Below are 12,008 nucleotides of genomic sequence, written 5' to 3' on the forward strand. Positions count from 1 at the left end.
TCTTCCAGATTAACAACTTTGAATACGATATTCTATTAAATAGTTTTTATAAAACAATCAACTAAAAGGAAATGCGATCCCATTAACTTATAGAGAATCTAAATAGTCCAAGTATTCTATATATTATTGTGAAGCGACTGCGTCTTAATCGATCTTTTTATTGCACTCCGTGCGCAACTGGCATAATTTGAGATTAATCGATAAGGAACATCGACCGCTTTAAAGTTTCAACTGGATGCTGAAGACCTCAATTATGAACAATGTATTGCTTAATCCCACCACGGCAGAACCCACTTATGAGTTAAAACGCGTGCTCATCGTCGACGATTTTGACTCCATGACACAAACCATGGCGACGATCTTAGAATCACTCAAATTTCGTAGAATACATCGCGCCAAAGATGGTCGGGAAGCGCTTGTTAAATTAAAAACCTATAGTATCGACTTGATTCTCTCAGACTGGAACATGCCCAAAATGAATGGGCTGGAGTTGCTAAAAACGATTCGCCGTGACGAAGAGTTTGCACACATCCCGTTTGTGATGATCACTGGCAACATTGATCAGGATGACGTCATGACCTCGATTAAGCACGGGGTCACGGATTACCTTGTTAAGCCCTTTTCACGCAGTATGTTGATTGAGCGTGTCCATAAAGCCTTTAAAGCCCCCACACCTCAACTTATTGTTGATAAAGCGGGCTCTACTGAAATTACCCGTTGTATTGAAAACATCCCTAAACCTATGCCACAAAACATCCTTTTGGTGGATGATGAACCGAATAACTTAATGGTACTGGGTGAACTACTTAAAGGGCATTACAAGATTCAGGCGTGTCGAACTGGGCAAAAAGCGATAGAGCTGTGCGACAAAGACACACCACCCGACCTGATACTGCTCGATATCATGATGCCGGAAATGTCTGGGCTAGACGTCTGTAAGGCACTGAAAAGCAATCCACTAACCGAACACATCCCGATCATTTTTGTCTCTGCACTTTCTCAAACCGATGATGTCGTAAAGGGGTTAGAATTAGGTGCGGTTGACTACATTACCAAGCCCATTACTCCCGAGATTGTACTTGCGCGTGTAAAGAATCACATGAAGCTAGTGCAGCAACGCATGGAGATGCAGATTCAGATTGAAACCATGGTTGAAAACACACGCCTACGCGATGAAATCGATCGTATGTTTCAGCATGATCTCTGCAATCCGTTGACAGCGATCATCACCAGTTTGCCCGCTCTCGAACAAAAAGCCCAAAATTGCGATGAAGAAATCGATGTGATTCGTGAGTCTTCTATGATGATCCAGAAAATGGTCAACAGCCAAGAAACGCTGATGAAGCTAGAAGAGGACAAATACAAGGTTCAACTTAAACTCATTGATGCCCACTCCTTAATCAAAAAGCTTTGCTACGGCATGCAAGCGAAATGTGAAAAGCGCAATATCTTCATTCATTACAACGTGCCACCCTCACATAAATACATGGGCGACTCGCTACTGAGCTACACCATGTTTTCAAACTTAATTAACAATGCCGTTGAAGCTTCACCTCCAGGGAATAACGTTAAGGTATCAAGCCACCTTGATTCAGAAGAGAATACTGTCCGCTTCACTATCCACAATATGGGAGAGATCCCACCTTATATTCATAAGACGTTCTTCGACAAATTTGTCACAGACGGTAAAGTAACCGGGACAGGCATTGGGACTTACTCTGCTCGTCTCGCTGCGGAGGCTCAGGGTGGCACCATTGATTTCACCACGTCTTATGAAGAAGGTACGACTCTTATTCTGACTTTTCCGATTGAGTTTAGTGATTGATAAAACTGATATTCTTTTACCATTAACTCCAGCATACAACGAACATCATCCCGACCTGCAGCTCGGCTTTCTCCCACTCTCGAGCTGCTTAACGATTTTCTATTTCCCGAGTTTTATCGTGACGACAAACAACCCGATTTGTTGCACCAAGTTATTCGGACTATATAAGTGCCCCTTATTTATATGTCCGAGTGCTTTACATGAACCAAATGATCGACGCGTTATCTACCCAAGGCTATTTTGTTTGGGATGACTTCCTCACTTACGATGAAGTTGTGGCGTTGAGGGACTGTATTCCAGACAACTGGAAAAAGGCTAGGATTGGCCGTAACGAAGAAGTAACGCGCGAGTCGAGTATTCGCAGCGACAAAATCCAATGGCTAAGCCGAAATATGGGGCAACCCGCTTCGCAGTTTTTGGACAAAATGGAACGAATCCGTTTAGCGGCAAACCAAGCTTTCTTCCTTGGCTTATTTGAGTATGAAGCGCACTTTGCAAAATATGAACAAGGCGATTTCTATCAAAAGCATCTTGATTGCTTTAAAGGTAATGAAAATAGACGCTTAACGACCGTCTTCTACATGAATGACGAATGGTCTGAGCAAGATGCGGGCGAGCTTGTTGTGTATGACTTAGACGATAACCACGTAGCAACGATCCCTCCAAAAGCAGGGCGCCTGTTTGTGTTTTTCTCGGAGCAATTCCCACACGAAGTGCTGCCAACAAATACTGAGCGTTTTAGTATCGCTGGCTGGTTTCGTATCAACGGTGTAAAAGATAACCAGCTCGATATTGCACGCTAATCACTAGCACTTATCTAAACCAAGCTCCTCAATCGAGGGGCTTTGCTATTTTGCATATCAAGATCGATATCCAATAAAGCTAAGCACGCCCTATGCAAACTCAATTTGTGCATCAAGGTAACGACGCTCATTGGATTATCCTTTAGACTTAGTTTAAGCATGAATAACAGTGCGTTGAAATAAGGAAACTCTATGCCTCCTATGATTGTTGGTCATCGCGGTGTTGCAGGAACGCATCCTGAAAACACCAGAGCAAGTATTGAACAAGCAGCCAAACTTGGTCTGAAATGGATTGAAGTCGATATTCAACCGACATTAGATAATCAATTGGTGGTGTGTCACGACCATACACTTGAACGCTGCAGTGACGGGTTAGGACGCGTTGACGAGCATACTTTGGCAGAACTGAAACAATTCGATTTTGGAGCGTGGAAGTCATCCGAGTTCGAAGGTGAGAAAATTCTTACTCTCCCAGAACTATTGGTCTTGGTAGAGCAACTCAATTTAAGCGTTAATCTCGAAGTTAAAGTCGATACCCGCCACCAGCCAGCCCACGTTGTTGAGTTGCTCCACGACGAACTAATTCGCTGTTCGATGGATACCGATCGTATTCTCATTTCGAGCTTTAGCCATCGGGTGGTTGAGGAAGTCAAAAAGCATCTTCCACAATACCGAGTAGGCATGATCACTGAGCAATTAGATCAACAAGATAAAACAACACTAGAAAACGTCAACGCCTTCAGCTGTCACTTGAATTATGCCAACCTTACTCAAGCTGATATTGATTACCTCAAACAATCTGGCCGAGAGATCTGGTGTTACACCGTTAACCAAAGTGAAGACTTTAAGTATATAGACCAAGTTAACGCTATTTTCACCGACTACCCAACTCGGTTCGTTTAACAGTCTCTAAAATAAAACAAGCGATCATCGAAAATAAAAGCAGGAAAACACTCCAGTCATTACCACTCAATGATGATTGGAGTCCCCATTCTGACAAGGTCAATAAACTCATCCATTTCCTGGTTGGTGATCGCGATACATCCATCTGTCCAGTCAAAACTCTGAACATAACGAGCTGAGCGACGCTCACCATTTTTCAAACCGTGTATTTTGATGTCACCGCCAGGCTCAATGTCGTACTTTTCCGCCCATTTTCGATCGGAAGGAGCGGGATAACTGATATGAACGGAGCGATAAAAATTCGAATCCTCAAGCACATAATCGAGATAATAACGACCTTCAGGGGTTCGGTTATCCCCTTCAAAGCGCTTGTGCCCCTTAGGTTGCTTACCTAGTGCTATTCGATACTCTCGCACTAATGTATCCCCACTCATCAGATACATACGCCGTGAAGATTTGTCGACTTTCACCATAGTTACAGCAAGCTGAGAGAGTAGTGGTTTGGTGAGCGTCGAGGGCTCAGCTGTTGCAGCGCTTTTCGCCCAGCTCAACATAGGTAACGAGCAGGCGCAATATAGAAAGAGGGTAACGAAGCGACTCATACATCCTCAAGCGGCATAGACATAATTCGGGATTGAGTCACCATACCCAGAGACTCATAAAAGCGTTGCGCGTCTTGGTTAAACTCCATCACCTCCAAACGTAATTCTGTCGCGCCTTTAGCTTGTGACCATTGATTGAAAGCACGCATCATCTTTTTACCAAGACCTTGCCCTTGCGCATCATCCCCAACCACTATCGTATTCACTCTTGCCACTTTATGGCCTTGGATAAAACTCACACCTATATTCTGTGTGATTTTTCCAACTAAAAAAGCCACGATCTGATCCTTTTCTTCTGCCACCAAAAAATGCCCTTCCGGCTCCAGCATTAAACCTAGCCAATAGGCTTCGGAGCCGTTAGTCGATTTGTCGGGAGAGCTAAAAACGTTGGGGGCACCTTGATGATGCTGACGATTGATCTGATCAGAAAGCTTTAATATGAATTGAATATCAGCCGCTTTGGCTGTGCGTATACGCATAGTCACTACCTTGTTTATGATTAGTTTTACCTTAGCAAAATCCATCGCTCACTGCACAATTTCCAAGAGTCGAACTTAATCTAAATCGCCTAATTAATATTAGGATCTTCTTACAAGAAATTTGTTCCGCAATTAGCCCCCTTTTCATTTATCGCGAATGCTACTATCCCTAAATACCAACAAGAAGGACGGGAAAACCGATATGATTACGTTTGCTGTGATTGGGACCAATTGGATCACTCAAAAATTTGTACAGGCTGCACATGAGATGAACGCCATGCAACTAACAGCCGTTTATTCTCGAAATCTAGAGAGTGCAGTTGCATTCGGGGATGAGTTTGGCGTAGAGAAGCACTATACCGATCTACATGAACTTGCTAATGATCAAACCATCGAAGCGGTTTACATCGCCTCACCGAATTCATTTCATTGTCAGCAAGCGATCACGCTAATGAAGCACAAAAAGCATGTGATTTGCGAAAAACCGATCGCCTCAAACATCAACGAGGCAACCAAGATGTTTGAAGTCGCGAAGGAGAACAATGTCGTTCTATTCGAGGCGTACAAATCTCAATACCTGCCTAACTTTCAAGCCATTAAACAGGCACTAAATAAGATAGGTAAAATCCACAAAGCACACATCAGCTATTGTCAGTACTCCTCTCGATACCAAAGATACTTAGATGGCGAAAACCCGAACACCTTCAATCCAACTTTCTCCAATGGATCCTTAATTGATATCGGCTTTTACTCAGTGGCTGCCGCTGTTGCTCTATTTGGTAAGCCTCAAAGCGTGCAAGCATCTGCCCACTTACTTGAGTCAGGCGTCGATGCTCATGGCAGCGCGATCTTCTCCTACCCAGAGTTTGACGTGACCTTAGCCCACTCAAAAGTCAGTGACTCTTACGCATACAGTGAGATTCAAGGAGAGCTAGGTTCTATTTTGATAGACCACATTGCTGAGTGCACAGATGTGAAGATTCAATATCGCAATGGTGAAGTAGAAGACCTAAACCAGCCACAGCATGACAACTCTATGTGTTATGAAGCGAATAGATTTGCTCAGGTACTTAACGGAGATAAAGAAGCACAATCTGAGGCGCAACAGCGTGCGCTCATCGTTTCAGAGCTCATAACAGAAATGCGTCGTCAGGTTGGTGTACACTACCCAGCCGATGAAATTTGAGCGCAATTTGCTAACCCTATGATTTGTATAAATGAGCTACTTATAGATAAGCTTTACTTGTCTTGACGACAAATTACCTGATTAGTTGATATCTGGATCATCTGATTAAATCCGCCTTCGAAAAGCAAAGTTAATTTTAATTTATTGAAGGTGTTTAAAATGTTTTCAATCGAAGATCGTGTTGTAGCAACAAAAGGTATTGAACTAGGTGAGATGGTAGTAACAGGCCTAAGCGCTGGCGGTTTCTACGTTCACGTTACAACGATCGAGGGTGGCTTTACGCTAACTTACCCAATGCAAGATCTTAAAAAAGCATAATTAGACGTTTTTAATTCGCGGTCGAGCACTTAAAAACATCAAAGAATTAGGGCCTTGGTTAATACACTCTTCTGCATTGGAGTGAATTATCAGGGCCTTATCTGTTTCTGCGACCCACTCCTCTCTCCTCATAGCTGCCCGCTCTTTGCGAGTTGCGAAATTTCTATTACATTTCAATACAAGTACTTATGGTCTCATATAAGTTCTGATACATTAGCGTAATCTTATGCTTTGGTAGCTTATACATTTAAGGGGAAGCCATGAAGCTTTATATCTATGATCACTGTCCATTTTGCGCTCGTGTCGCTTTTGTCGCACGTTCTTTAGGGCTTACTGTGGAACTGGTGTCGGTCGACTACCACGACGCGCAGACCTTGATTGATCTCATTGGCAAAAAGATGGTTCCAGTACTGGAGAAAGACGACGGTTCTATCATGGCGGAAAGCCTAGATATCATCAGTTACTTCATGGATCTCGCGAACAGCGATGAACCTCGAGAACCAGCAAATCCTGTTACTCAATTCCAAACTAGAGCTTTCCCACTCACGCAACGCATTGGTCGCCCACGTTGGTGGAAACTGGATCTTCCTGAATACCGCACAGAAGAGAGCAAAGCGGCTTGGCGCGAGAGTAAGGAAACCGAAGAGTTCAACTTCGACAAACTGATTGAGCAGACACCTCAGTTTGTACAACTCATCAATCCACTTCTAAAAGATGCAGAGCTACTGCTTAACTTTGAAAAGGGCGAATCTACCCTACCGCTTATCGATCAAGCGGTTTACTTCTCAATGCTGCGCGGTTTCTACGTTGAATCAAGCATTGAATGGCCTCCCACACTCGATCGTTGGATGGAAAGAAAAAGCAAAGAGCTCGGCGTTGGGCTTCTAGAATAAACCCAAAAACCGAAGCATCAGGCTTCGGTTTTTATTTAGTGCGTTTAGGTTGCCGTCGATGTTTTATTCCTGACCAATCTTCTTCATGATAGACATCAACTCTTGCTCCAATTCTGCATGTATTAGCTTCCCAGCCACCACGTCAAAATTATCGTAAAAGCTTGGTATCGATAGGTGCCCTTTTACATCCGCGTCAAAATACGGTGCTGAAGCGACAGCCGAAGCCAAGACAGAACTCGCTCCACCCGCACCGGGTGAGGTCGCTAACATCGCGACAGGTTTGCCCTGATATACCTTCATATTAATGCGAGATACCCAGTCAAAGATGTTCTTAAACGCAGCCGTGTAAGTCCCATTATATTCAGCAAACGAGAGCACGACAGCATCTGACGCCGTGATTTTATTGAAGAACTGATGCGCAAGTTCAGGAATACCTTGGTTCTTCTCACGCTGCTGGCTGTAAATCGGCATTTCAAAGTCGTTTAGGTCTAGAGTCTCTACCTCTGCGCCTGTGACTAGGCCAGCCGCATAAGTTGCCAGTTGTTTGTTGATGGATTCAGTGCTGTTGGTCGCGCCAATTGCTAGTATTTTCATTAATTAAGCCTCTGGTTTATCTAAAAATGGAATAAATGCTTGGTAAGAAATCTGAGGTTCTAAATCAAAATGTTGTTTGAGTGCCCGATAAAAATCCGACTCGCTTTCTAGCTCAAACTCTTGCTCCACAAGGCCTTGGCGAACCTTTAGCGTTCGGTTGAACAAGGTAGTGATACCATCATCAGTGGGTCTTACTACAACGCAGTTCTGCGTAAACAGAGAGCTCGGGTGTGTAGAGGTAAAATGGTTGCCATACTCAAGATCATTCCACACTACATGATTCATATCCAAGCTATACAGGTTTTTCCACGTGTTCTCTTCAAACGTCTGCAGCATATTTCCAAACAGTGGATCTTTAATGAAACGAAAGGTTTGAAGATCTGTTTTGATCTCTCGATCAAACACAAGTGGTAACGGTGCTCGCGGCGTATTAGTGCCAAAGCCGGCATCTACAATCCACTGTTGATCGCCAATGGTGACCAAGTTGATACGATGACCATGCCCTGTCGGTTGCTCACCAAAATGCACCCGCCCCAGCAGAGGGCGAATAGTAAAACCAAGGTATGAAAGAACATTAAACAACAAGCCGTTAAGTTCCTGGCAATAACCCCCTCGCTTGTGCACAACTAATTTTTCGAATATTGCCTGTTGGGTAATATCAATCAACTCACCATTTAGAATGGCCAAATTCTCAAACGGTATCGCACGATGCTGATGATGGTGGATTAGTCTTAAAGTCGATTCATTGAGCTCAGGTTGATGAGTTAAACCAATGCGTTGGAAGTACTGTTCAATCATTTGTGGATTCATATCATGCCTTTATATTTGGTTGGAGAGACTCTCTCCTTATCGCTTGGTTGGCATCTTAAATCCTCAAGTTAACTTTAGGTAAAGCACTTTTTTCAATTATTTTTGGGGAGTCATGAAAGAGGAAGGAAGGAATAAATCAGCAAACAGATTTTTAAGCGAACTGTTATTGAACGAACAAACTGTAAGCTAGTAACACTCAATCCCCCATTCCATATTGATGTAATGCTCGCCCGCAGGAGCGCTGTAGTCTTGCAAATCGATGCGTGCACTGACTGTTACTTCTGGATAATCACGCAAAACATCGGCCTGCAGCTCAACGCCTTGTTGCCAGAAATCAACATCTCCCTGATGACGAAAGGCACCATCCACCCGAAAGTGCACCTGAGACTGATCTGCTACTGGCTCAAAGCTACCGATGTCAAAATGAACCAATTTAAGTAGAACACGCCCACCCTTTCTGTTCGAAGTGAGCTTAAAACGCAGTGCTTGCCCTTCATAACGTTGTCCAAAATTCAGCTCACCAGCATTATCAATCACTGCAATGCCGCATTGTTCGTGGACATGCTTAGAGAACCTAAGACTCTGGTGTTGAGTTGATGCAGCCACTTGAAATGCACAGAGCATAGGAAGCAAGAGTAAAGTAACGACGTTTTTCAATTGACTATAACCCTCACAATAAAGTCTCTTACCGCTTCTTTAGTGGACAGCTCAGTGCTTTTAATTTGATCATTTTCTAGTGACATCAAATAGGTTGAGTTAATGGATATCTTTTTGCCATTGTATTTATAGTCGACGATGAGATCACAGGATATATATTCGTCATTGGTATGTTCCATCATTGTATGTGAGTAATCATAGCGGCTACTGATATTCATTAACTTCACTTGAGTCCAATTAATATATTCTGAGCTAGATATAGCATCGAATATACGATTTTCATGATATTCAGCTCCCCTTACACAGCTTTCATTCAAAATATCATTATCTTTATACGCTTTATTATTTTTACTTAATGCATAAGGAGAAAGAAAAAGCACTAGAAATAGAAATAGCATTGTTTTCATCATACGACCTAAAAAACCCTCTCATGAGGGTTTTAGTTATTAATCACATTCAATGATCCAGTTGGTCACTAATTCATAGTCATCTGCATCTAGGTTGCTCTCATCAACGGATACTCGAGCCGCTAGATTCACTAAATTGTTCGACCTGAGGTCGTCTCGAGTGAATTCTAACCCCTCCTCCCATTCCGGTGCAGTCATATCTGCAGACACGGAACTTTCAGCTCTAAAGTGGACATCATTTATGGTAACTTGATCTCCTAACTCTTCAGTCGTAATAGGCTCGACCTTAAACTCAATCTTGCCATTTTTCTCATTGTTAATGAGTTTGACCTGGGCCGTAGAATCTAAATAGCTGTCACCAAAAGCAAGGTCAGCCGTGGCTGCCGTTACGTCGATACCACATTGCTTTTCTACCGTCGCAGAAAAGGTCACATCTCCGCTAGTGACTTCATCTTCATCGTTGGGTGGGTTTGCGTATGCTGTCGATACTGACAACACACCACAAGCAGTTAGCAGCAATAACTGTTTTCCTTTCTTCATCTCTTACTCCGAAAAGGTTGTATTCATTTGTTTCATCTTGAGAAGACGATACTTCTCAGCTTCGATTTGCAGCAGTTTAAGCTCGTGTTCTGCTTGAGCTAACTCTTCTTCTCTCTTCCTCTCTCTCAATTCAAATTCGTATAAGCGGGAGCAATCCACTCTATCTTCACCACCAAATTGGAAGGTGATCGCGGCATAAATACCTGCTTCATCTTGGTTTTGGTGATAGTAGTTACTTGGATCGCCACCATAGTAGTTATCACTGTCCTCATTTCCGGTAGCGCCGTACGTACCAAATTGAATGGTTTTACCGGTCGAAATCGCTTGCTCACATGACGCGCCTTCCGAGGTTCGAACACGGTCAGTTCCAGATGGATTGGAGACACTCGGAATCGGGTTAGCGTGTAACATAGCGGGGACAAATAGCGCCACAATCGGTAATAATATTCGCCTCATCATCAATACCTTTCGAATTTAATATTGGTGCACACTTCATAGCTATTAGGAGAGTCCGTTACCATTCGAGTACATATTTTTTTCTTGGTTTTCTGGCCAGCAGGTGTCTTAACATGAATATTTAATTCAATGTCTTGGTTTGGGCCTAAGCTCAGTTTATTCGGAAATGACTTATTATCTATTCGGAGGTAATAGTCGGCTTTTTTGTTGTACTTATTTACTAACGTAAACTTAACTTCGGTTTTATCAGAATAAGCTTGAAACTGTTTGTTATCCCACACATGTAAATTCGCCATAGCAGGCAGACTCATCGTTAGTAGAGCAGATAAAATTAATATGGTGGTTTTCATCTAGTTATAATCTCAATCAAATTAGTTACAGCAAGACTATTTGAGATATTTAGCGTTTTTTTACCATTTTGCGCCACCTATCTATTTTGTTCGGTGAATACGTCGTTATTTACGTAGCAATGACATTGCCTTGAACAACGCCTAACAGATTGCACTAGAACAAAAGAGTAGAAGCTTGGTTTCGCAGATAGGAGTGATTTCGAAAGAAGGCCAGTTTTAAAAGTGGATTAAGATATGAAAGGGGAAAGATTAACCTTGCTGCCTCTACAAGACAGCAAGATCGTCATGGAAACGAAAGATCAAAGAAGTCGGCGTCTCAGACCGGTTCGCTCTAAAATTCGTGTTGAGATCTCTTCGACCGAAAGTGAAGAGGTATTGATGTAAGGAATCGCCTCTCGTCGGAAAAGCCCCTCTACCGTTTGCAACTCGTAAAGACACTGCGAGTCACTAGCGTATTCACTTCCAGCTAAACGGTTTTCACGAATCTCAGTCAAACGTTCTGCATCAATCGTCAAACCAAATAACTTATGACGATGGATCTCAAATTCAGGCAGGAGTCTCAGTCGCGCAATATCGTCATGGATAAATGGATAGTTAGCAACACGCAACCCGAACTGCATCGCCATGTAGAGACTGGTCGGTGTCTTTCCGCTACGAGATACACCAAGCAGAATAATATCCGCCTCTTCCAACCCTCTTAACGTAATCCCGTCATCATGCGCGAGCGTGTATTCAATCGCTGCGATACGATCGAAATACTTATCCGAATCTTTATCTACACTGCGTGAGCGCTGCAGTTTCGGTTTGGGAGCCATCTTGGTGTCATCTTGCACCTTCTGCACGATGCTCTCCAACACGTCATAACAGTGCGCTGGAGCTGCCAACAGCTTTTTCTTGATGTCGGGAATAACAATCGAAAAAAACACCAGAGGTTCGTAACCTGTCGATTGGTAGGAAATCTCGATCTCTTTGAGTAAGTCACTCAATTTGTCTTCGCTTTCTACAAACGGAAAGGTTTTTTCATTAGCTTTGAAGGGAAATTGACCTAGAACAACGTGCCCTAAAGTCTCACATGTTATGGCCGTTCCATCAGAAACATAGAATACATCACGACTTTGAATATCAATTTGCATTTTTTATTTAATGTTTAAAATTATTTTGAGTAGGATGGACACCATAATATAT

14 protein-coding genes and 1 pseudogene are annotated in these 12,008 nt (G+C 42.9%); 6 read left to right on the top strand and 9 right to left on the bottom strand.

Annotated features, from left to right (window positions below):
• Positions 1-253 precede the first annotated feature (253 nt).
• The 3 genes from OCV50_RS14695 (at position 254) to OCV50_RS14705 (ending at position 3,531) form a co-directional block, all read left to right on the top strand.
• Positions 254-1,825, top strand: a complete 1,572-nt coding sequence (locus tag OCV50_RS14695; RefSeq protein WP_261904700.1) for a response regulator — start codon at positions 254-256, stop codon at positions 1,823-1,825.
• Between the two features lie 200 nt (positions 1,826-2,025).
• Entirely contained in the window at positions 2,026-2,628 is a 603-nt protein-coding gene (locus OCV50_RS14700; RefSeq protein ID WP_261904701.1) for a 2OG-Fe(II) oxygenase, read from the top strand.
• A 192-nt stretch (positions 2,629-2,820) separates the two neighbouring features.
• Positions 2,821-3,531, top strand: coding sequence for a glycerophosphodiester phosphodiesterase family protein (locus OCV50_RS14705; protein ID WP_261904702.1), 711 nt, complete (start codon positions 2,821-2,823; stop codon positions 3,529-3,531).
• A 59-nt stretch (positions 3,532-3,590) separates the two neighbouring features.
• Here the strand turns inward: OCV50_RS14705 and OCV50_RS14710 are convergent.
• Together OCV50_RS14710 and OCV50_RS14715 are read right to left on the bottom strand one after the other, a co-directional pair.
• Positions 3,591-4,031: pseudogene (locus tag OCV50_RS14710) on the bottom strand (L,D-transpeptidase family protein); the annotation flags it as partial.
• A 98-nt stretch (positions 4,032-4,129) separates the two neighbouring features.
• A complete protein-coding gene (locus OCV50_RS14715) occupies positions 4,130-4,612 on the bottom strand; it encodes a GNAT family N-acetyltransferase (RefSeq protein ID WP_261904703.1) in 483 nt (160 codons plus the stop codon).
• 202 nt (positions 4,613-4,814) lie between these two features.
• Here OCV50_RS14715 and OCV50_RS14720 point away from each other — a divergent pair, with 202 nt between their 5' ends.
• From OCV50_RS14720 to grxB, 3 genes are all read left to right on the top strand, one after another.
• Positions 4,815-5,798, top strand: coding sequence for a Gfo/Idh/MocA family protein (locus tag OCV50_RS14720; protein ID WP_261904704.1), 984 nt, complete (start codon positions 4,815-4,817; stop codon positions 5,796-5,798).
• Positions 5,799-5,957: 159 nt separating this feature from the next.
• Entirely contained in the window at positions 5,958-6,116 is a 159-nt protein-coding gene (locus OCV50_RS14725) for a hypothetical protein (RefSeq protein WP_239840398.1), read from the top strand.
• Positions 6,117-6,376: 260 nt separating this feature from the next.
• The gene (gene grxB, locus OCV50_RS14730) at positions 6,377-7,009 is read left to right on the top strand and encodes a glutaredoxin 2 (RefSeq protein ID WP_261904705.1); all 633 of its coding nucleotides are present in this window, start codon (positions 6,377-6,379) and stop codon (positions 7,007-7,009) included.
• Positions 7,010-7,072: 63 nt separating this feature from the next.
• On the opposite strand, the gene OCV50_RS14735 is transcribed toward grxB, so the two are convergent.
• From OCV50_RS14735 to ppsR, 7 genes are all read right to left on the bottom strand, one after another.
• Positions 7,073-7,603 (bottom strand): NADPH-dependent FMN reductase, encoded by a 531-nt coding sequence (locus OCV50_RS14735; RefSeq protein WP_261904706.1) that lies wholly within the window; start codon positions 7,601-7,603, stop codon positions 7,073-7,075.
• Between the two features lie 3 nt (positions 7,604-7,606).
• Positions 7,607-8,413, bottom strand: coding sequence for an arylamine N-acetyltransferase family protein (locus tag OCV50_RS14740; RefSeq protein WP_261904707.1), 807 nt, complete (start codon positions 8,411-8,413; stop codon positions 7,607-7,609).
• 186 nt (positions 8,414-8,599) lie between these two features.
• Positions 8,600-9,070, bottom strand: coding sequence for a hypothetical protein (locus tag OCV50_RS14745; protein WP_261904708.1), 471 nt, complete (start codon positions 9,068-9,070; stop codon positions 8,600-8,602).
• The gene (locus OCV50_RS14750) at positions 9,067-9,477 is read right to left on the bottom strand and encodes a hypothetical protein (protein ID WP_261904709.1); all 411 of its coding nucleotides are present in this window, start codon (positions 9,475-9,477) and stop codon (positions 9,067-9,069) included. The genes OCV50_RS14745 and OCV50_RS14750 overlap by 4 nt, the downstream gene beginning before the upstream one ends.
• A 39-nt stretch (positions 9,478-9,516) precedes the next feature.
• Positions 9,517-10,017 carry a hypothetical protein gene (locus OCV50_RS14755; RefSeq protein WP_261904710.1) on the bottom strand — a complete coding sequence of 167 codons (501 nt, stop codon included), beginning with the start codon at positions 10,015-10,017 and terminating at the stop codon, positions 9,517-9,519.
• A 3-nt stretch (positions 10,018-10,020) separates the two neighbouring features.
• Positions 10,021-10,476 carry a hypothetical protein gene (locus tag OCV50_RS14760; protein ID WP_261904711.1) on the bottom strand — a complete coding sequence of 152 codons (456 nt, stop codon included), beginning with the start codon at positions 10,474-10,476 and terminating at the stop codon, positions 10,021-10,023.
• Between the two features lie 646 nt (positions 10,477-11,122).
• Positions 11,123-11,956 (bottom strand): posphoenolpyruvate synthetase regulatory kinase/phosphorylase PpsR, encoded by an 834-nt coding sequence (gene ppsR / locus OCV50_RS14765; protein WP_261904712.1) that lies wholly within the window; start codon positions 11,954-11,956, stop codon positions 11,123-11,125.
• Between the last annotated feature and the right edge of the window lie 52 nt (positions 11,957-12,008).

The organism is Vibrio fortis (genome assembly GCF_024347475.1).
GTDB classification, from domain to species: Bacteria; Pseudomonadota; Gammaproteobacteria; order Enterobacterales; family Vibrionaceae; genus Vibrio; species Vibrio fortis.

Bases quoted from the DNA above. Each gene is read 5' to 3' on its own strand.
- OCV50_RS14695 (WP_261904700.1), top strand. From the start codon at position 254: ATGAACAATGTATTGCTTAATCCCACCACGGCAGAACCCACTTATGAG.
- OCV50_RS14700 (WP_261904701.1), top strand. From the start codon at position 2,026: ATGAACCAAATGATCGACGCGTTATCTACCCAAGGCTATTTTGTTTGG.
- OCV50_RS14705 (WP_261904702.1), top strand. From the start codon at position 2,821: ATGCCTCCTATGATTGTTGGTCATCGCGGTGTTGCAGGAACGCATCCT.
- OCV50_RS14715 (WP_261904703.1), bottom strand. From the start codon at position 4,612: ATGCGTATACGCACAGCCAAAGCGGCTGATATTCAATTCATATTAAAG.
- OCV50_RS14720 (WP_261904704.1), top strand. From the start codon at position 4,815: ATGATTACGTTTGCTGTGATTGGGACCAATTGGATCACTCAAAAATTT.
- OCV50_RS14725 (WP_239840398.1), top strand. From the start codon at position 5,958: ATGTTTTCAATCGAAGATCGTGTTGTAGCAACAAAAGGTATTGAACTA.
- grxB (WP_261904705.1), top strand. From the start codon at position 6,377: ATGAAGCTTTATATCTATGATCACTGTCCATTTTGCGCTCGTGTCGCT.
- OCV50_RS14735 (WP_261904706.1), bottom strand. From the start codon at position 7,603: ATGAAAATACTAGCAATTGGCGCGACCAACAGCACTGAATCCATCAAC.
- OCV50_RS14740 (WP_261904707.1), bottom strand. From the start codon at position 8,413: ATGAATCCACAAATGATTGAACAGTACTTCCAACGCATTGGTTTAACT.
- OCV50_RS14750 (WP_261904709.1), bottom strand. From the start codon at position 9,477: ATGAAAACAATGCTATTTCTATTTCTAGTGCTTTTTCTTTCTCCTTAT.
- OCV50_RS14755 (WP_261904710.1), bottom strand. From the start codon at position 10,017: ATGAAGAAAGGAAAACAGTTATTGCTGCTAACTGCTTGTGGTGTGTTG.
- OCV50_RS14760 (WP_261904711.1), bottom strand. From the start codon at position 10,476: ATGATGAGGCGAATATTATTACCGATTGTGGCGCTATTTGTCCCCGCT.
- ppsR (WP_261904712.1), bottom strand. From the start codon at position 11,956: ATGCAAATTGATATTCAAAGTCGTGATGTATTCTATGTTTCTGATGGA.